Origin of the sequence: Bacillus sp. RO1 (assembly GCF_012524115.1) — a bacterium.
Classification (GTDB): Bacteria; Bacillota; Bacilli; order Bacillales; family Bacillaceae_I; genus Sutcliffiella_A.
The window spans coordinates 24,875-45,264 of record NZ_JAAZWB010000070.1 but is presented as its reverse complement, the minus strand read 5'-3'; the positions used below and the strand labels follow the sequence as shown (position 1 = coordinate 45,264).

21 protein-coding genes are annotated in these 20,390 nt (G+C 38.9%); 4 read left to right on the top strand and 17 right to left on the bottom strand.

Annotated elements, in window-relative coordinates; genetic code table 11:
- Window positions 1-166: 166 nt before the first annotated feature.
- Together HC179_RS10175 and HC179_RS10170 are read left to right on the top strand one after the other, a co-directional pair.
- A complete protein-coding gene (locus tag HC179_RS10175) occupies window positions 167-1,105 on the top strand; it encodes a DMT family transporter (protein WP_168864233.1) in 939 nt (312 codons plus the stop codon).
- A 23-nt stretch (window positions 1,106-1,128) separates the two neighbouring features.
- Window positions 1,129-1,824, top strand: coding sequence for an N-acetylmuramoyl-L-alanine amidase (locus tag HC179_RS10170; protein WP_168864232.1), 696 nt, complete (start codon window positions 1,129-1,131; stop codon window positions 1,822-1,824).
- 43 nt (window positions 1,825-1,867) lie between these two features.
- On the opposite strand, the gene HC179_RS10165 is transcribed toward HC179_RS10170, so the two are convergent.
- The 7 genes from HC179_RS10165 to HC179_RS10135 form a co-directional block, all read right to left on the bottom strand.
- Window positions 1,868-2,818: a TRM11 family SAM-dependent methyltransferase gene (locus tag HC179_RS10165; protein WP_168864231.1), complete on the bottom strand. Its 951-nt coding sequence runs from the start codon at window positions 2,816-2,818 to the stop codon at window positions 1,868-1,870.
- Between the two features lie 29 nt (window positions 2,819-2,847).
- The gene (locus HC179_RS10160) at window positions 2,848-3,087 is read right to left on the bottom strand and encodes a glutaredoxin family protein (protein WP_168864230.1); all 240 of its coding nucleotides are present in this window, start codon (window positions 3,085-3,087) and stop codon (window positions 2,848-2,850) included.
- Window positions 3,088-3,772: 685 nt separating this feature from the next.
- Window positions 3,773-4,405 (bottom strand): response regulator transcription factor, encoded by a 633-nt coding sequence (locus HC179_RS10155; protein WP_168864229.1) that lies wholly within the window; start codon window positions 4,403-4,405, stop codon window positions 3,773-3,775.
- Between the two features lie 6 nt (window positions 4,406-4,411).
- Window positions 4,412-5,455, bottom strand: coding sequence for a sensor histidine kinase (locus HC179_RS10150; RefSeq protein ID WP_168864228.1), 1,044 nt, complete (start codon window positions 5,453-5,455; stop codon window positions 4,412-4,414).
- Window positions 5,452-6,177: a cell wall-active antibiotics response protein LiaF gene (gene liaF, locus HC179_RS10145; RefSeq protein ID WP_168864227.1), complete on the bottom strand. Its 726-nt coding sequence runs from the start codon at window positions 6,175-6,177 to the stop codon at window positions 5,452-5,454. Before liaF ends, HC179_RS10150 begins: the two co-directional genes overlap by 4 nt.
- 336 nt (window positions 6,178-6,513) lie before the next feature.
- On the bottom strand, window positions 6,514-7,167 hold the full coding sequence (locus tag HC179_RS10140) for a PspA/IM30 family protein (RefSeq protein WP_168864226.1): 654 nt from the start codon (window positions 7,165-7,167) through the stop codon (window positions 6,514-6,516).
- A gap of 22 nt (window positions 7,168-7,189) precedes the next feature.
- Entirely contained in the window at window positions 7,190-7,537 is a 348-nt protein-coding gene (locus HC179_RS10135; protein ID WP_168864225.1) for a lmo0954 family membrane protein, read from the bottom strand.
- 275 nt (window positions 7,538-7,812) lie between these two features.
- Between HC179_RS10135 and HC179_RS10130 the strand changes: the two genes are divergently transcribed.
- Window positions 7,813-8,787: a S8 family peptidase gene (locus HC179_RS10130; RefSeq protein WP_168864224.1), complete on the top strand. Its 975-nt coding sequence runs from the start codon at window positions 7,813-7,815 to the stop codon at window positions 8,785-8,787.
- 36 nt (window positions 8,788-8,823) lie between these two features.
- On the opposite strand, the gene HC179_RS10125 is transcribed toward HC179_RS10130, so the two are convergent.
- The gene (locus tag HC179_RS10125; RefSeq protein WP_168864223.1) at window positions 8,824-9,372 is read right to left on the bottom strand and encodes a DUF6944 family repetitive protein; all 549 of its coding nucleotides are present in this window, start codon (window positions 9,370-9,372) and stop codon (window positions 8,824-8,826) included.
- 24 nt (window positions 9,373-9,396) lie between these two features.
- Entirely contained in the window at window positions 9,397-10,956 is a 1,560-nt protein-coding gene (locus HC179_RS10120; protein ID WP_168864222.1) for a multicopper oxidase family protein, read from the bottom strand.
- 163 nt (window positions 10,957-11,119) lie between these two features.
- Here HC179_RS10120 and HC179_RS10115 point away from each other — a divergent pair, with 163 nt between their 5' ends.
- Window positions 11,120-12,514: a YjiH family protein gene (locus HC179_RS10115; RefSeq protein ID WP_168864221.1), complete on the top strand. Its 1,395-nt coding sequence runs from the start codon at window positions 11,120-11,122 to the stop codon at window positions 12,512-12,514.
- Window positions 12,515-12,757: 243 nt separating this feature from the next.
- Here HC179_RS10115 and HC179_RS10110 read toward each other — a convergent pair whose 3' ends face one another.
- The 8 genes from HC179_RS10110 to HC179_RS10075 form a co-directional block, all read right to left on the bottom strand.
- Window positions 12,758-14,200 carry a DEAD/DEAH box helicase gene (locus HC179_RS10110; protein ID WP_168864220.1) on the bottom strand — a complete coding sequence of 481 codons (1,443 nt, stop codon included), beginning with the start codon at window positions 14,198-14,200 and terminating at the stop codon, window positions 12,758-12,760.
- A 3-nt stretch (window positions 14,201-14,203) separates the two neighbouring features.
- Window positions 14,204-15,274, bottom strand: coding sequence for a metallophosphoesterase (locus HC179_RS10105; protein ID WP_168864250.1), 1,071 nt, complete (start codon window positions 15,272-15,274; stop codon window positions 14,204-14,206).
- 275 nt (window positions 15,275-15,549) lie between these two features.
- Entirely contained in the window at window positions 15,550-15,849 is a 300-nt protein-coding gene (locus HC179_RS10100; protein ID WP_168864219.1) for a DUF3817 domain-containing protein, read from the bottom strand.
- Window positions 15,850-15,983: 134 nt separating this feature from the next.
- On the bottom strand, window positions 15,984-16,400 hold the full coding sequence (locus HC179_RS10095) for a hypothetical protein (RefSeq protein ID WP_205825286.1): 417 nt from the start codon (window positions 16,398-16,400) through the stop codon (window positions 15,984-15,986).
- Window positions 16,397-16,702 carry an antibiotic biosynthesis monooxygenase family protein gene (locus HC179_RS10090; RefSeq protein WP_168864218.1) on the bottom strand — a complete coding sequence of 102 codons (306 nt, stop codon included), beginning with the start codon at window positions 16,700-16,702 and terminating at the stop codon, window positions 16,397-16,399. The genes HC179_RS10095 and HC179_RS10090 overlap by 4 nt, the downstream gene beginning before the upstream one ends.
- Before the next feature lie 260 nt (window positions 16,703-16,962).
- The gene (gene sda, locus HC179_RS10085) at window positions 16,963-17,100 is read right to left on the bottom strand and encodes a sporulation histidine kinase inhibitor Sda (RefSeq protein ID WP_168864217.1); all 138 of its coding nucleotides are present in this window, start codon (window positions 17,098-17,100) and stop codon (window positions 16,963-16,965) included.
- Between the two features lie 395 nt (window positions 17,101-17,495).
- Window positions 17,496-18,233 carry a LytR/AlgR family response regulator transcription factor gene (locus HC179_RS10080; protein WP_168864216.1) on the bottom strand — a complete coding sequence of 246 codons (738 nt, stop codon included), beginning with the start codon at window positions 18,231-18,233 and terminating at the stop codon, window positions 17,496-17,498.
- Between the two features lie 28 nt (window positions 18,234-18,261).
- Window positions 18,262-19,926 carry a sensor histidine kinase gene (locus tag HC179_RS10075; RefSeq protein ID WP_205825285.1) on the bottom strand — a complete coding sequence of 555 codons (1,665 nt, stop codon included), beginning with the start codon at window positions 19,924-19,926 and terminating at the stop codon, window positions 18,262-18,264.
- Window positions 19,927-20,390 lie beyond the last annotated feature (464 nt).

Here is a 20,390-nt window from a genome sequence, read left to right as displayed (position 1 = left end):
AAAGAATCATTTATTTGATTATACTACACTTGATTAGAAATAACATCTATGCATGCTAAATTTACTAAAAATTTACGACTTTCCACTTGATGTACATAAGTATATCTTCCAACAGGACAAGCATACGATGGTAGAGATAGTCCGTTGAAAGAAGGTTGATAGATAAATGATTCCCTTTAGAAAAACCTTTACTGCCTCCCTTTATGCCACCATGTCCATCAGTTTTTGGGGTATTTCATTTGTTTCCACTAAAGCTGTCCTATATAAGCTCGATCCTTTTACATTATTGGTGATGCGATTTGGCATAGGGGCCTTGTTTTTGTTCCTTTTATTACTTTTAACACGAGAAAAATTCCATATTTCCATTAAATATATACCCCATCTAATCGTACTAGGTATATTAGGGGTTTTTGTCCATCAGGTATTGCAGGCAACCGCTCTATTGACCATAGATGCTTCTTCTGCAGGGTGGCTTATTTCCTTCTCGCCAATATTTACAGTACTCCTGTCTATGTTTTTTTTGCATGAAAAAATGACACTTTCAAAGGCTGTAGGGATGATTCTCTCCATATTGGGTGTATTGCTTATCACTTCTGCAAGAAACGGGCAGCCCCTTTCATTAACTATTAACTTAGGCTTTCTATTAATGATTTTAAGTACTTTGAATTGGGCTATCTATTCCATTCTACTGAAAGGTCTTCGTATTCCATATCCAGCACTAGTTGTGACCTTTTATATGAGTTTAGTGGGATTCATTCTTACTACTCCATTTCTGGTGCGAAATAAGGGATGGGAGTCTTTAAAGCTATTATCTCTTAACGAGTGGGCCCATCTTGTTTTTCTTGGAATTTTTGTGTCTGGTATTGCATATTGGTACTGGGGAAAAGCACATGAAGTAATGGCGGCATCAAGAGTTTCTATGTTTCTATATTTAGAACCGCTTTCTACTTTAATAGCAGCAGTTGTTATTTTACAAGAAAAGATTCTTGTACATGGTGTTTTAGGTGGGCTGATCATAATTATTGGAGTAATAATTGTTAATGGACATGGGTTACCAAAATTAATAGAAGGATTTCCTCTTTTCAAAAAGAATTATTATAAGTGAAGTCTATATAAAGAGGAAAAATAATGCTAAAAGCTACTTACTTATTTATTACTATATTCTTATTGATTGGTTGCGCCAAGCCGACTGTTCATACCGAAAAAGAGTTGGATAACATAACACCGATTACAGCACCAGCAATTGGTGTGCCTCCAGAACCCTCAAACCTGGAGATGGAGGAATGGCTCCTCCCAAAAAAAAATTCAAGAGTCAGAGGTGCCCCTATCACACACGTCATGCTCCACTTTACAAATAACGCTCTTCGTTCACCTGAAGACCCTTATGATTTGGAAGAAGTCTATGCACTTTTTGAAGAGTATGAGGTTTCAGCTCATTATATGATAGACCGGGATGGAGAGATCTACCTTATGGTACCTGAAGAACGCGCAGCCTTTCATGCTGGAAAAGGACATCTATTAAACTACCAAGAGTATGAAAGTGGTTTGAATGACTATTCAATTGGAATAGAATTGCTGGCGATCGGAACGAAGGAAGAGATGCTTTCGATAATGCCAGAGGATATTTATAATTCCATATCTCCTACCGATATTGGGTACACGGATGCTCAGTATGCTTCATTGAAGATATTATTAGAAGATATTTTGAAGCGCAATCCATTAATTCAGAACGACCGGGAACATATCATTGGCCATCACGAATACGCTCCTGTGCGGAAAAGCGACCCAGGTGAATTGTTTGATTGGTCCAGAATAGGTTTTTAAATGCACGAAAAAAGAGACCAGCCTAATGGTCTCTTTTCCGCTTTCATTCACATACTAAAATTTCTCTTGTAAAATAGCCCTTTTGGGTCTCACAACGATCGACAATGCTAAACCCAGCTTCCTCCACCATGTCATCCATCGTCTCGATGGTAATGACGACGACTTTCTTTGCGAAACGTCGTGCATGCATCAAGATGGATAATTGATCTTCCGGTGTAGCATGAGTATAAAGGTTATAAGGCATATCAATAACCGCCACATCATAGTTATCCGTTACATCCGATATAGGTCCTAGCGTAACATTTCCTGAGAGACCGAAATGTTCAATATTTTCCCTTGAACCGTTTACCACTAACGGGTTTATGTCTCTTCCATCCATATCTATCCCCATGGATAACGCCTCAACAAGTACCGTTCCAATCCCACAGCAAGGATCGATCGACTTTAACCCATCAGGATTTGGGACAGCAATATTGGCAACAGCCCTAGCCACACGAGTGCTTAGAGCAGTTGAATATTCTCTGGGCTTTTTCGTATGCTGAAGCCATACTGCTTCACTTTTCAAATAATGACCAAAATACCAGCATTCACCAACAGTGGCCACACCGAAGATATGATCAGGTTCATGGACATCAGCTTCTCCTTCTATAACCCAGCCGATAGCACGTTCGATATCACGACGTTCTTGATATTCAATCGTATGTGGAGCTTTCCTATCATTTATTTTGGAGAAAATAACTTTGAAAGATTGATCGCCCATCGCTATTCCCTTCACTTGATCAACGATTTCCTGCAATGAAGCTCCTTCATATATCACTTCTATTCTTTCGCGGATAAAAGGACTTCTGCTCGGATTAATCCTTGTAGTACTTTTAATAATGTTATCGTCTGTTGCCATGCTAAAAAAAGAACGCATCTCCAAATGGCACAGGGAGCGCTCTTCCTTGCTATATGCGTACGTATATATAAATGCCGGTTTCTTTTGCTCTGCCAATCATTTTACTCCTCTGTTTGCCCCGACCTTCACTTTACAAGATCTATCAGCCTATTTAGTTCCCCTGGGTTAAATCCTTTTACCGCCTGGTCACCCACAGCCGTAACCGGAATTCCCATAAATCCAAACTTTTCTACTTCCTGTTGGTATTCTCTGTTTGCCAATAAATCTCTGACTTCAAAAGATACTTGATTTTCCTTTAGAAATTCCTTTACCAATTCACAATCTCTGCAGCCTGGTGCTGAGTAGACGATAAGCTGTTTGTTCATGTAAGGTTCCCCCTAAGATGAATTTTGTCTCTATTATAAATAGTATCATAAAAAACACCCGGCAAAAACCGCCCGGTTCTTTTATTGCATTAAACAATAGTTAAAGGAATTAGCCGCTGTTCCTTTCCGCTAATGGCTTGGCTTTCCGCGGGACGGTGTTTGAGCCTCCTCACTTCGTTGCGGGGTCTCATCCAACCGTTACTCCCCCGCTGGAGTCTTCGCCAATTGCTCCAATCCACAGCTAGGAGATAGTGAGAACGAATTGTTAGTGTTATTACAGTTAATTATGTTAGATTATCTCTCAGAACCTTAAAGTAAATAAAGCCACCTATTGATTGGAGTGGAAGGCGCCCAGACGCCAGCCAGGTGCGACCCCGCAGGCACAAGCTAAGCCACTGAAAAGCTGAAATATTATGTGCTAGTGAATATCTAGCTGTGGATTGGAGCAAAAGGTGAAGACTCCTGAGGGAGATAGCGCTAGGTGGAGACCCCGCAGGCGTAGCCGAGGAGGCTCCAGCAGCGCCCCTAGGAAAGCGAAGCCATTTGTGGAAATCCACAGCGGTGTATAAACAACCGCTTAAATCAGAGACATTTTCAGTGGCTTCAGGGCAAGCGGAGGAGGCTCGCGAAGCGCCGGAAGGGAAATCAACTGCATCTTATTCTTTCTTGTCTAAAAAAACACCCATTAGTTTACTAATGAGTGCTTAAATGCATAGATGACTGCCTGTGTTCGGTCCTGAACCTGAAGTTTTGCGAGGATATTGCTTACATGTACCTTTACAGTTTTAAGCGCAATAAACAGCTCATCCGCTATTTCTTGATTTGTTTTTCCTTGTGTCATGAGAAGGAGGATTTCCATTTCTCTATTGGTCAATTCCTCATGAGGAAGGATTTCAGTCTTTCTACGCATCTTCTGCATCATTTTCCCGGCCACTTCCGGCTCCAAGATGGATTGCCCTTTATATGTAGACCGAATTGCATTGGCAATTTCACTTGCTTTGGAGGTTTTTAGCATATAGCTGGTAGCTCCCGCTTCGAGGGCTGGATAGACTTTTTCATCGTCCAGAAAGCTTGTAACGATAATAATTTTCGCTTCTGGCCATTGTTCAATAATTCTTCTGGTAGCTTCTATTCCATCCATTTCTTTCATTACAAGATCCATTAATATAATATCAGGTTTATGTTCAATAGCGAGTCCTACTGCAACAGATCCATCATCTGCTTCTGCAACAACTTCTATATCAGGTTGTGCAGAGAGATATGCCGTAACACCAATCCTTACCATTTCGTGATCATCAACAAATAATACTCTTATCATTATTGGTCAAGCCTCCTCTACGTCCAGTTTAGGAACTTTTACTTCCAGTCTTGTTCCTTCATTTTCCACACTTACTATTTTTAAAGTGCCACCTAGTTCAACGGCACGTTCATGCATATTTTGCAAGCCATAAGAACCAGCCCTAGCCTGCTCGACATCAAAGCCGATCCCGTCATCGACCACTCGGAGTATGATGAAGTTCTCTCTTTGAATAAGTAATACCTCCACCGCATTTGCTTTGGAGTGCCGTAATGTATTGGATAGTGTCTCTTGGAGGATTCTAAATAGATGATCCTCCACACCCTTATCTATAGAAAAACGTTCAATTTTCCACGTAATGCTCATCGGAACTTTTTGGATAAGCTCTACTAATAACTCCTCTGCACCTTCTTGCAACGTTTTTCCTTTCAATGCCACAGGGCGCAAATGAAGGAGCAATGCCCGCATCTCCAATTGAGACTGGTGAATCATCTCTTCCACTAATTTTAGTTGCTTTGTTTCATTGTTATCAGTACCAGATTCTTCCCTCGTTTCCGTTAATGCAGACATTAGCATCGAGGCTGCAAAGAGCTGCTGACTGACTGAATCATGCAGCTCTCTTGCCAGCCTGTTTCGTTCTTGTGAAACGATTTCCTGGATCCTAATCTCTAGGTCCTCCGCCTTTTCGTTGGCTATTTTTTGGGAGATTTTTGCTTGTTCCTGTATTTGACTGTGCAATTTCCATATGACTTCTTCCATTAAAGCTAACTCCTGAACATTGCTTCCTGGTGCTTCCGACAGGGTTCTCCCCTGTTCCACTGCTTTTAACTCCTCATAAACAGTGTTTATTTGCTTCTTCCAATACAATCCGGAAAACAATCCGAAGAGGATTCCCAAACCAAGACTGACAATAAATAAAAACAAGATGAACGGAAGATCCATTACCTTTAGCACCCAAAGAGCTTTCAAACTGATTACCGGAAAAAAGAAATAGGTTATTGTGCCTATAACTAGGAAGCTTATTAAAGATATACAAGTTGCCCACAAAACTTGCCTTTGCAATGTACTCATACTCTCTTCACCTCTATGCTGCCGACGAAGATCGAGGTGACAATTTTCACTTTATGGGTGGCTTCTCTATAATTAGCTGTTTGGTAATGAACAGTCTGGTTAAGGATGCTTTTCTCTTCTTGCTCTAGGATATTAATGGAACCTACCATGCCAGAGTGAACGATACTAAATTCCAATTCATAGGGAACCATTATCTGGATGTTTCCTATTACATTACGAATAAAGATGATGGCTTCACCTTTGGGCAGTACCGTATAGCTCAAATCAATCTGAGTATCACTGATTCCACATTGGATGTTTACATCATCCCATGTATAAGAATGTTCAGGTGTCTGTTGTCTTCCAAAAAGCTTGTTAGTGAACCATTTTTGCTCATTTCTAACAACATGATCTTCCTGTTTAGGCATTATAGACGGCTGCATTTCTACAGGCTGTTTTTTGGCTTGCAGGAATCTGTACAAGAAATACAACACTGTTGCCAAAATTAGAAAGTTGAAGGTCATCATATTGAATACGGTAAAAGTAAAGGACAACCCCCCAATGACAAATAGGGCCTTTCCTATTAACCAATGCCATTTCTTCTTCCCTATATACATTAGGAAGCCTGAAAACAAAAAGGAAAAAATAAGGCCCGTATTGAAAAAGAGAATTTCGAACAGAAAAATGAAGCTAGCCACTACGATAATAAAACTAAGATAATCAGATTTCATTTTGTTCAACATGCGCCTTATCCCTCCTTTTTATTTAAATTTTTAGCTCTGTTAAACACCGCTGTTGATTTACGCACTAGGCTTCGCTTTCCTAGGGGCGTTTGGGGAGCCTCCTCGGAAAAACGCCTGCGGGGTCTCCCCTAAACGCTATCTCCCTTAGGACAAGGAAGGCTTCGACAGCGATACATCGCACGAAGAAAATGCGTAGCATTTTCGAGGAGTCTTCGCCTATTGCTCCAATCAATAGCTAGGTTGCTGAAAAAATCAACAGTATGCTTTAACAGAGCCAAACTTTTAAACATCCTACCTAAAAAGGCGCAAATGTACGCCTTTTTAGAATAGCAGTTTTCATTGTGAAAGAGAATGAGTTTTCTCCTCTGTTTGAGGAATTTCTTTTTCTAGCTGGGCAATACGTGCATCAATAGTATTGCGGTGATAGTCGGAATTTACTTTGTGCTCCAAACGATTTAAGTAAGATTCCATTTCATTAAATTTTGTGTAGGAATACTCTGCTTTGCTAGAATCCACCACCTGATTCATTCGATGTGTGGCACGGGCAACATTCTCCCTTCCCATTAATTCCATCCGCTTGATATACATATCCTTAAGTCGGTGCTTCATTTCTTCATATTTTTGCTCTAGAGATGTCAGATCCGCCGAAACCTTATCTAAAGAAAGCTTCAAGTTGTTTGCGCGTTCCTCGTATTGTTGATGCTCGCGTTTTGCAAATGCCTCTAGTTCAGTTTCACCAGCCTTTTGGGCAATGCCCGCTTGGGAAATTCGTTTTTCCGCTAGAATTCTTGCCTCTTGATATTCCCTTACAAATTCTTCTTTAAGTAAATTCTGACGTTCTACTAGCTTGCGCACTTTTTCTACTTCTTTTTCACAATCACGTAAATACTGATTCAACATAGTGATTGGATTTTTCTGCTCCTTTTTATCCAAAGCCTCGTGGAAATCTGCAGAAATCGTCTGTTTAATTCTTGAAAATAAGTTAGTCATGATAACATTCCTCTCCTTTAATTTATTTGTTCAATGAATTCCACTGTTTCTCGAAATTAGTGAACGGGTCGCCAGTTTCAATGATGGTGTTGTTTTCTTTCTCTTTGTTCCAATTCTTATAAACAATATATAAGATATATGCTGCCACTACTGCTAATACGGCGGGTACATTTGCTATTGAAAATGCGATGGCAATAAAAGCAATGATCCCCCATAGAATTTTCGTGCCAGTAGAATCCGTTTTTATGAATTCTTTTACCGCATAATAAGTGACTACCAAACTAACAGCCAACCCTAAAAGTGGACCAATGTTTGCAAGCAAAACAAAGAATGCAATGACACCTACTATAAACAATCCAAATTTTTTCATTCGTTGTTCCTCCCTTCTATATCTTTATCTTACCTTCGTTAAAGGTTTCGTATAATGAGCTTCAGCCATATTTTGAGTTAAGACTTGGGGCTTAGAGAAGATAAGACCTATTAGAACCGTTCCCATTTTGCGGTTTACCATCCTTCACTAGACTATTAGCCCCTTGAATTTTTACAGGATTATTGATAGAATCTTCAGAAAGTAACACTGCAACACGCAACACCTTCTTTCTTTTTCACATTTGTTTGAAAATAATGATTAGGAGGCGTTTTTGTATGCAAAAAGAAAAATTAGTTCATTTAATTCCTTACAAGTTTGAAAACCAGTTATTTGAGACCCAACAAATCCCAGAAGGCGTTGAATTAATTCAAGCACCTGCTATTTGGCAAAATGGGTATAAAGGAGAAGGTATCGTCGTTGCGGTTATTGATACCGGATGTGATGTACAGCACCCTGACCTTGCAGGAAGGATCATAGGAGGGAAAAACTTCACAGAGGACGATAATGGAGATCCAGATAATTTCAAAGATTATAACGGTCATGGCACACATGTTGCAGGGACCATTGCTGCGATAAACCCTGGTTCAGGTGTAGTTGGAGTAGCTCCTGAAGCTAAACTACTAATCCTTAAAGCTCTTGGCGGTAAAAATGGTTCTGGAGAATATGAATGGATTATTAACGCAATAAACTACGCCGTTACCCAGAATGTAGATGTAATATCGATGTCACTTGGTGGCCCAATAGATGTCCCAGAACTTCACGATTCTATTAAAGCAGCAATCGACCATAACATCCTCGTCGTTTGCGCTGCTGGTAATGAAGGGGATGGGAATCAATATACAGAAGAATTCTCTTATCCAGCTGCCTACCAGGAAGTGATTTCTGTCGGTTCTATTAATCTTCAACGTAAATCCTCTTATTTTACTAACTCGAATAACGAAATTGATCTTGTAGCACCTGGCGAGAAAATTATCTCTACAATACCAGGGGGAAGATATGCCGTATTCAGTGGTACTTCCATGTCAGCCCCACATGTCGCCGGAGCGCTCGCTTTAATTAAAAAGCTTTCGGAAAATGATTTCAGCCGAACACTCACCGAGGCGGAACTTTATGCACAACTAATTAAAAGGACCATCCCCCTCGGCTATCCTAAAAGCTTAGAAGGTAATGGGCTTGTCTATTTAACAACTCCTCAACTTCTGGCAGATTATTTAAGGCAGTCAAATATAGCCGAAAGCATCGGCGTATAACATGATACATCCCCCGATATGGGAAATATCGGGGGATTATTCTATCCGTTCATAAGTCAAACCAAGTGCAAGAATGATGGTACCAAGTGCTTGCATCCAGCTTCCGAGTGCAATGACAGCTTCATTACTTTGCTCATTTTGCTTAGACTTATGAGTTTCCTCTCTTAACTCTCGACTACCTCCTACTGCTTGCAACGAGTTTCCAATTGCTTGAAGGAAATTACCAACTACCATGTATGGTTGGCTGACACTGCCTAATGCAGTTATTGCTCCCAATGCTTGTATTAAATCTCCACTAATGACAAGCCTTTCTTCTGTTTCTCCTGCAAAATCAATGGCCAAGCCGGTGCTGACCGTTATATTACCTGTTGCTTGTATTATATTCCCTAATTTTCCATAAGTCAGTTCTTTTTGTGAGTCCGCTTCAAGACCGTTTCCTCCTGCTTGAAGGACATTCCCGACCAAACTTAACCCTGTTCTCCCCTGCTCATGGATGGGTACGGACGGGGTACTGCCAATCGCTGCAATAACCGTACCTATTGCCTGAGTCCAGACACCAACAAATTGTTTCGTATTTTCTCCCATCAAGTATTCCGCCTATCTTCTCGGTTACCTTATCACTATATACGGCCGCATCATTTCATAATCTTCATGTTCCAGCATATGACAGTGCCATACATAAAGTCCTGAATAAGGACCAAATTGCATGATTAATCTTGTAATCTCATTAGGATTTGCCCTTACGGTGTCCTTTCTCCCCCTTTCCTGTGGTTCTGGTAAGAGACTAGGCCCTAGGTATTCAATCACTTGTTCATTGTTGTATTTCTCTACATTAAACTCTCGTCGGTCAAGTATCTGAAAATCTATTAAATGAATATGGATGGGGTGGGTGTCTGGTGTAAGGTTAATAAGATACCAGATTTCAGTCGTTCCAAGTCTAGGATTTTCAGAAATAGGCGCATCCCAACCTTTATTATCTAGCAACATGAGCTCTCTTCCATACTCATCCTTCAAGTGATCAAGCGTTAATAACCTTTTTCTTACCACACTCTTTTCAGACAAAATAGGTAGTTGTTCCAATTCTGCAGGAATGCTGCTGGTATCAATATACATAGCTTTGGAGATTACCCTGAACTGCATGACATCCCTTACTTCATTTTTAGCCTCTCCACTTGGGAAAGGAGCAGGTGCGCCATTTATTAATGAAATTTTCCTCCCTTCCAAATTAGAGAAATCGATGATAATATCCGCCCTTTCAGCAGGTGCTAGAATAATTTCCTTTATTCCTATCGGTTGAGGCAAAAGTCCTCTATCTGTCCCTATCTGAAACATAAGTTGATCTCTATCAAGCTTTAATCTATAGAATCTACTGTTTGAGCCGTTCAGCATTCGGAATCGATATTTTCTAGGTTCCACCTCCAAATAAGGCCATACTTTTCCATTAACCAATATTGTTTCTCCGAAGAACTCAGGCACAATGGACGTTACAAGTCCTGGCACTGGTTCTTCTGGCTGTTTGGGATAATAAAGCGATCCATCTTGATTAAATGTCCGATCCTGTATCAATAATGGAATATCATATTCTCCTGCTGGCAGATTCAATGATTGTTCTCGTTTACTTCTTACTAAAAAGAAGCCGGCGAGGCCTGCATATATGTTTAACCTGGTAATTCCAAGTGCATGGTCGTGGTACCAAAGGGTACAAGCATCCATATAGTTGTCATATTGATAGACTTGTTTTACAAACTTCTCTCCCACCTGTTGATATCCATTTGTAAACCAGGCATCAGGGTACCCATCACTCTCCGGTTCTACAACCGCCCCGTGCACATGAACTACTGTCCTTACCTCGGGGACGTCACGATGAGCACCATGGACGGTAAAATCTATTGGCAAAAGATGCACAGGTGGCAATTGATTCTTCCACTTGATATACACCCTTTCCCCACTCTGCACTTGAATGGTCGGTCCTGGGAATATCCCTTCATAGCCCCACATAACCGTCTCGGGCAATTCACTATGCACCGAAACCTTGCATTCCTTCATACATACCTCGTAATATGTATAATCTTCCCCTTTATATAGGTGCTTTAAAACTGGTGGAACGGGGAGCGCATCCTTATATTTGGTCAAGTTATAAGCTGTTTGCTTCTGGTTTCTAGACAACATGCAATCCCTCCTTTCACTTACCCTCGGTTTAACATATTCCAAGAAACCGATGAATATCCGAAAAGAGAACCTATTTGAAAAGATAGGGTTGTATAAATATACGCATAGTGTTATTTTTATTTATATTATACTATCTTAATAATTAAAAAAGGAGACAAAACGTATGCGTACTCAATCCGCCAAACAAACTACCTACTCCAAACAAACAGATGCCCCAACCTATTCAACTTTACAAATCTTGAAATTCGCCATTCCTTCTTTAATTGGTATACTTCTTTTCCTAATTCCGGTTTCATTCAACGGAAATGTAACCATTGGTCTTGGAATAATGGCTGACTTGGTTTTGACTACTTTTGGTGGGGTTATTCCTTCCTTCATGGCAATTGTATTAGTTGTTTCAGCTATTAGCAGTTTGGTAGTGAGGTTTATTCCCTTACCATTCATAAAAAAGGATAGCTTTCTAGACTCCCTTTTGAACGTAGGAAGTATATGGCTTGCACTGCGCGTATTAGGTGCGGCATTCGCTGTTATGACGTTAACGAAATTTGGACCAGAAATGATTACATCAGAATTTACAGGTGGCATTGTCTTATATGACCTTATCCCAGTTCTAACTGTATGGTTTCTTTTTGCAAGTCTCTTCATGCCACTTCTGTTAGAGTTCGGTTTAATGGACTTCGTTGGTACATTGGTTAGAAAAGTAATGCATCCTCTCTTTAAGCTACCTGGTCGTTCGTCTATTGATGCAATGGCTTCTTGGATGGGAAGCGGGACCGTCGGGGTGTTGTTAACCACGCAACAATATGAATCCGGCTATTATACGAAAAGGGAAGCAGCTGTTGTAGCAACCAACTTTTCCATTGCTTCCATTGCTTTTAGTCTAGTTATAGCCAAGTTTATTGGAATTGATCATATGTTTGTACCCTTCTACTTTACAGTAGTCGTTACTGGAATTATCGCAGCAGTTATATGCCCAAGAATTCCCCCTCTTTCTCGTAAAAAAGATACATATTACGAGCCTGTTGGCCAGAAAATAGATGAAAATGTTCCAAGAGGATTGTCGAGCTTTCAATGGGGACTGCAGCAGGCCGTAGATAAAGCGGGGCAAGTGAAGAGTATAAATCAAATTGTAAAAAAAGGGATTTATAATGTAGTGGATATTTGGATGGCACTCATTCCACTTGTGATGGCTTTAGGAACAATTGCCTTGGTGGTGGCAGAATTTACGGAAGTCTTCAACATTCTATCTTATCCATTCATCCCGTTTCTTCAACTGTTGCAAATTCCAGAAGCCCAGGCTGCAGCACCAGCCATGATTGTAGGGTTTGCGGATATGTTTCTTCCAGCAGTTATTGGAAGTGGGATAGAGTCTGAGCTTACGAGATTTGTTATTGCCGTTATGTCATTGACTCAATTGATTTACATGTCAGAGATTGGCATTCTTTTAATAAAATCAAAAATTCCTCTATCCATATGGGAACTGTTCATCATCTTCTTGCAAAGAACCATCATTACATTGCCTGTTGCAGCACTAATGGCTCATTTGTTCTTTTTCTAATAATAACGCTCTGTTATACACCGCTGTTGATTTCCGCACTAGGCTTCGCTTTCCGCGGGGCACCTTGAGCCTCCTCGGGCTGCGCCCTGCGGGGTCTCAACATTGTCGCTACTCCCCCGCAGGAGTCTTCGCCCTTTGCTCCAATCAACAGCTAGGTTGGTCCAAAAATCAACAGTATACTTTAACAGATCCAATAATAAAAATAAAAGCTCGCCAAATCCCAATAGGAATTGGCGAGCTCTATTAGTTTCGTGCCTCATGCACTTTCAGTTGTTTGCCTTTAACGGTGCGGTTTTTCATTTCTTTTAATACTAAAGGTCCCTTTCCATTTAAGATATCAATATACGTCTGATTCTCCTGAATAGAAATAATCCCTATATCTTCTGGTGTCATACCATCTATTTGGCAAATGGTCCCAACGAAGTCCACCGCTCTAATTTTCTTTTTCTTACCGCCATTAAAATAGAGTTTCATAATATTCCTCGCTAATTTAGCGCCTTTTTCTTCTTTCTTTGTTGGTTTATTTTTCATCTTCTCTAAAAAAGAATTTTCAGCTCGGGATATAGTATCTCTATTAGGAACTTCACTTTTTAAAATCTTATATCCAATATAATTCTCTATTTCTTCTAATTGATGATTTTCGTCATTTGAAATAAGCGTAATGGCTTTACCAGATTTTCCAGCTCTTGCTGTTCGTCCGATACGATGTACATATCGTTCCTTATCAGAAGGAATATCATAATTGATGACTAAGCTTATATCTTCAATGTCAATACCTCTTGACGCCACATCCGTTGCGATCAGATATCGGAATTCTCCTCGTTTGAAAGCATTCATTACAGAAAAACGGTCTTCCTGTACCATGCCTCCATGCAACTTTCCGCAAGGATACCCACTGCGATGAAGTTTACGGTAAACCCTCTCCACTTCTTCTTGCGTTGCGCAAAAAACGATACAGCTATCAGGGTTTTCCACTACTGTAATGTCTTTCAGTAAAAGAAATTTCTCCCCTTCCTCCACCTCATACCAGACATGCTTTATTCGATTTGTCGTCAAACCACTTCTTTTTATTTCAACAAATGCAGGTTCTGTCATATATCGATTCGATAGTTGTTTAATATCTTGGGGCAAGGTGGCTGAAAATAACATGGTTACCCTATCCTTAGGTAGCTTTTGAATGATTGCTTCTACTTGATCAATAAAGCCCATATTTAACATTTCGTCCGCCTCATCAATGACAAGATACTTGAGTCTATTCACTTCAAGCGTACCCTTTTCAAGATGGTCCAGCACCCGTCCAGGTGTACCCACCACTATATGAGACTTTTGCTTCAATTCTATTTTTTGCCTTTGAAAAGATTGTTTTCCGTAAATAGCGGTTGCCTTAACTCGTTTAAAGCGCCCAATGTTTGTTATATCATCCTTCACCTGGGCGGCAAGTTCCCTGGTTGGAGTCAATACCAAGGCCTGTGGCTTATTTTCTTCCCAGTGGACAAGTTCACAAAGAGGGACGGCAAATGCAGCTGTCTTCCCGCTTCCTGTTTGTGATTGTACAATGATATCCATCTTCTCTAGAGCTTTTGGTATCACTTCTTCTTGGACATTTGTCGCTTTTATATAGTTAAGACTACTTAAAGCCCTGACAATGTCTTCTCCTAGATTAAATTGCTGAAAAGTTCTATTCATTCGTTAATAACCTTCTCTATCTTCAAATTCTACGACAATTTCCAATACTTCCGACCTGCTTCCTATTCTAAGTGGCGGCCCCCAGAAACCGAAGCCAGAGGAAACAAATGCATGTAACTGACCTTTTTTCAAGTAACCCCAATCCAGCTCAAACAGCCTTTTGGTAATAAAGTGGTTTGGCGCCATTTGACCTCTATGGGTATGACCCGATACGATGAGATCAACCCCACATTCCTGCGCTTCTTTCAGCTCTGCAGGCTGATGATCCATTGCTATTAATGGCAAGGAAACATCTATATCACTATCCTTTACCAGCTGTTGGAACGACTTTCTTCTTGAGTCTGTTTTATCTTTTCTGCCTAGCAAATAAAAACTATCTCCAACTTGAATAACCTCATCCATCAAAATACGGATATCAACCTTTTCCATCTCTTTTAGAAACTGAGGGATCTCTCTTCCATAGTATTCATGGTTACCTAGAACCCCAAAAATACCTAGTGGCGCATCGAGTTGTTTCATGATAGCCCCCATTTTCTTTTTTTGAAAATGTTCGGGCTCGTCATCAATAATATCACCAGGAAGCAGAATGATATCCGGCTTGATGCGATCTATCATCTTTACAAGCCTCTTGGCATGGGCGACGCCTGATAGCTTACCGAAATGCATGTCAGAGGCAACCGCAATATGAATTTTTTTCATTTCGGCTTTTTTTGGTATGGTCACCTCATATTTTCTGATTACCGGGCTGTATGCATTGTAGAGGCCAGTGATGAAAATAAAAGCAATCATGATAGCTGTTACGGTCCCAACCATTACAATGGAAGTCTGCGCTGGAACTCCCGTTATGTCAAGTATCCAAACAATAAGATTAGCTACCGGAAATAAAAGAAGTCCGTACTGAATATATCCAAACCATATTGAACCAACAATCGACAACCAGGAGAGCGGTTTAACCAACCTGCCAAGAATATAGGCATAAGAAAAAATGGTGATGCCTAACCAATATACAGTTTCTTGTTGGAACGAGAAGATGGCTTTTAACCAGACTAAGCCGTTCCAGCCAAGATAAAACATCAAAATATTATATAATGAGAAAAATGCGACGAATGATAATATCCGACCAACGTTCACGAAAGCAACTACTCCTTTAGTACGATAAATCTATACAACTCATTATAGCGAAGAATGATGGAAGAAGGGAAATGACAAGTATTTAGAATATGGTATTGTTTCTAGCTTTTCTATAAGACAGTCCCATGGGTTTCGCTTCGGGCTATTAATAACCATAGACCACTAACCTACACCATGATTAGCTCCTTACAAAAAAACTGACCCCCATCGAGAGAGAGTCAGTTCACAAAAGAAGATTTCTTCAAATAGTTGTCAAATACGATATTCCCAAATGGAATGAAAGCAACAGCTACAGCACCTGCCGCCCACTTTAGGGACCATCTTATCTTTAACGTGATATATGCAATGAATAGGACATAAGTGATGAACAAAAAGCCATGTAACGCTCCAACTACACTTACTGCTTGCGGGATGTCAAACCCATATTTCAAAGGCATTGCTATAAAAAGAAGGACAAGCAATGATCCGCCTTCTATTAACCCCATCATTCGGAATCTTCCCATAGTAGTGTTTGTCATTAACTATCAGCCTTCCTTATCCAACATGATTTCTTCTATTATAAATCACTTCTTACGTGCCTCTTTCACATACTCATGACAATCCTGTGAATTTACTAAAGACAGTGCCCGTCCACACTGCCTTTCCCAGAGCATTATTCGCTTTCTTGCTTATATTCCTTAAGCGCCTGAATGCCTTCATCCAGATAGATAAAAAAGCTTTCTTCTACTTCTCTATCTAACATTCCTGTCATATTTTCTTGTATTTTTTCAAAGTTATAGATGATCATATCTGTTTTCAAGCCTCTACTTACGAGTACACTATTAAGCCACATCACATAGTCCACGAAAGTTTGAGTGTCATTTAGCTTGTACGCCGTGTTGAGATATAAAAAGTGATAAAAGTTGTCCTCTATGGTTCTTTCTCTTCCTTTTTCCCCAAACTTTTCTTCAAGGAAAGGAAAATCATTGTAAATGGTTTTCACCACTTTTTCTACAATAGGCTCTACGTCCAAGTTACCTATGTCTGCTTTAATCTTTTGGACGGTTGAAGATTGTGTGGGAATGTTCATGTTGCCACCACCTTAAATTTTGTAATGGTTGGGATTATAGAGGCGAGCTCTTGGTCTGGGTATTTCTTTTCCAGTTCATGTATTCTTTTATAATCTTCACTGGTTACCCAAGAGATAAATTCTTCTTTTGAATCCCATTCCATGAAAACTGTAAGCTCCCCTGCTTTGTTTTCATTTTGTAGAAGAAGAAAGCGCTGAAAACCTTTCGCCTGTTCTACTATCCTAGATCTGTTATGATATATAGAAATAACTTCATCTGCTTTTTCAGGTGGAACTATAAAAGTTGAATGAACAATGTACATACTAAGTTTCTCCTTTTGTGTTAATTTTTGCAGCAACCTAGCTGGTGATTGGAGCAATAGGCGAAGACTCCTAAGGGAGATAGCGTTTTAGGGGAGACCCCGCAGGCGCTTTTCCGAGGAGGCTCCCCAAACGCCCCTAGGAAAGCGAAGCCTAGTGCGGAAATCAACAGCGGTGTTTAACAGAGCCATAAAGAAAAAAGATGCTGACTACGATCATCACATCTCTATCTGTGTTCTTCTATTGTTTTATCGCGTTATCGTTATATGTTGGATACAGGTATATCTATTTTTCTCCGCTTCATTTCATCAAGAATCAGCTTCAAGAACTCTTCATTCAAGTCATTTGTTATCGCTGCTTCATAAACTTCCATCAAAGATTCATCACTTAACAAATCCATTTAAACCCCTCCCATATAACGGTTATTTTAAGAATTGGATGTTTGCCACTTATTTAATTTTCAAAACGATTCGATTAACCATAACAAAGTATGTTTGTGTTTATTTTAAATAAGATAGCTCTTCCTCATCTTTTTAAAATTCCCATCATTTATATGTGAAGTAAAAGGATTCGTCATTTAGATTGATGTACAAAGTATCTTTATCTAGCATTCTAACGAAACATATTCCCTTTTGTCCAATTTCTCTTATACTTTTGAGCATTTCATTATTGCTTTTCGGCGCACTACTTTGCCATTTCAACCGTAAAGTTTCTACATTTAAGGACCATTATTGGAATTTTTATGAAAATATTACATTGTAAAAAAGAAAACTCAAACCACGAAATTCTATAGCGTTAAGATTTCGTGATTTGAGCCAATAGCTCTTGTACTTCATTTATTTTCAATTTGGAAATGTGTGCATATTTCTCATGATTACTAAAGTAGGCAAAATACGTTTCGTTCTTAGGTGTGATATGTGATAGCATCCTCAGGTTCACAATATAGGATCGATGTGTCCGGTAAAAATTTTGATCCAATTGTTTATAAATGTCACTAATATTTTCATAGGTTTCAATGGATTGGTTAGTTGTATATATGATACATTTCTTTCCTGACTTTTCAATGAAAATGATATCCTCGAAAGGTATATAGTAGAAAGAACTATTGGAACGAACAGATAACCTTTTGTTATGGTTTTTCTGATTTGTATCCGCCACCTCAGTAAGTAATTGGGCTTTTGCCCGCTCTAAAGCTTTATATAATCTAGTTTTTTCCATGGGCTTTACAATATAGTCAATTGCAGAAATAGCAAATGCCTCTACTGCAAATTCATTATAACCTGTTACAAATATAAACTTTAAACTAGGGTAAAACTCAAGGCATTCTTTTATTGCATCCAAGCCGCTTTTTTCAGGCATGTTTATGTCCGCAATAACAAGATCTACCTTGTTTTTCATGACACTATCAATCAATTGTTCTCCACTTTGACATGTATCTACAATTTGAAATTCCGTTAGATCTCCAATAAAAAAATTCAGTATTTCAAGAGAATCTTGATTGTCATCAACAATGACTACATTTATTGGTTTCAATCGAAGAAAACCCCTTTCTTTCGATGTATTATATTGGCACCTTCACCCAGAAGGTACTCCCTGTTCCCTCTATACTTGAAACGCCGACTGTTCCCTTCATTTCTAAAACATTCTGCTTTACGAGAGTCAAACCAATGCCTGTCCCTTCAATCCCTGGTATGGCATGATTCACTCTGTAAAATGGTTCAAAGATATTCTCTTGGTGTCTTTGTGGGATTCCAATTCCCGAATCTTTAACAAAGATAGCTAAATATCTGCCATCTACTCTCCAATAGAGGGTAACAGCACCATTCTTTTTATTATATTTAATGGCATTATTTAATAGATTGACCATGACTTGTTGAAAACGTATAGGATCAATTTCAATGGCAATATCTTCTACATCTTTTTCGATGTGAAGAGAAATCCCTTTATCCTTTGCATTATTACTAACAGAATGCAAGCTATCCCAAACAGCATCTTTTATATGAACTGATTTTACATTTGTTTTAATTGTTTCTGGTTTTGTATCAATTCTAATAAGCTCTAAGATGTTGTTGATTAGTTGCAGTAGATGCCTGCTGGAACTTAATATTTTGGCCAGCCTAGTTTTTTGCTTGTCTGTGAGAGGATCTTTTTGATCATTCTCTAAAACTTGACTGTATCCAATAATAGAGTTCAATGGCGTCCTCAACTCATGACTGATCATTGCCAGGAAATTCGTTTTGGTATTACTCTCTCTCTCTGCTTCATTTCTTTCAATGATAAGCCGTAACTTTTTCTCATTTTCTTTAAGATGCAGATTTGCCACTTCCAATGTTTCTGTGTTTTGAGTCAACTCGTCCACTTTTGTCATTCGATCTAAAACGATGGTTACCTGATGACAAATAGAATGAATTAAATCAAGTTCTTCTGATGTAAAAGAAGAACGTTTCTTAGAACCAAAGGAAATGGTACCAACAAGCTCTCCAAATGATAGTAAAGGTTCACACACATATGCTTTTATTCCTAAAGGACGGATTAAATCTAACAGCTGATCCTCGCACTCATCGACATTCTCAAAAACCATTCTTTTGTTATATTTTGCAACCGTACCACACACAGCAGATCCTTTTTCAAGATACCTGAAAGTTTCCACTTCTTCTTTGCCAATACCTTGATGGTTTGTTAACACAAGACAATTCTGCTCCTTGTTCCAGCTATAATTAATATAGATATCAAGGTCCAACACTTGTGATAGTTTATGAAATAGGGAATCTAGTAGTTCTTTCGGATCCTTTATTGAACTCAACATGGCAGCAGATTCATTTAACACGTTAAGATTATCAGTCTGTTTGCTAAGCTCTGCTTCCAACTCTTTCTGCCTTGTAATTTCTAAAAAGAGCATAGAAAAGTGACTTGCATCTATAGGGTAGATAATCACCTTAAACCATTGAATCGGATTTTCAGAAAGTTGTATTTCGTGTTGCGCGAAAATGCCTTCTTGTATTACACTGTATGTATATTTAAGTAATATATTAAATGCATCTTTATTCATAAGTTCAGAGAGTAATTTCCCTTTTACCAAATGATTTGAGTTTCCAAGTCCAAGTAAATTCATCGCCCCATCATCCATTGTATTTACTTTGAGGTCCGAATCAAAAAGGATAAATCCCTTAGATACATGAAGAGATTTACGTTCACGTTGTATTAAATTAACCCCGATTATCTTCAACCTCCTTATCTTTTCTTATTAAAGGATGTACTACAATCATATAAGAAACATATTATCAACATGACTTACCTCATATAAGAAAGTTTAAAGGTAGGTGATAGTCATAACCACACAAGCCTGTATTTTCTATGTAATAGCACATTAGAACTTGTACTATATGCATTATATCTTTTATACTCAATTATTTGAACCTAAATGTTTCTTATATTCATTATGTATGCTTAGCTATTTTACATCTAAACACTATTGAACAACCACTCAAAATAGCACTTTTCATGTAGCTATTCTGCTCCTTTCAAACCAATATACCCTTATTTCATAAGCTTTTTTCTACTTTTTGATAAATTACATAAAAATAAGATACCTTTTATTAAAATAATGTATCTCCTATGAAAACTTTACAATATTTACCGAGCTTAACATTCATTTTTGAATAAAAAAGAGAGAAGCAAAAAGCTTCCCTA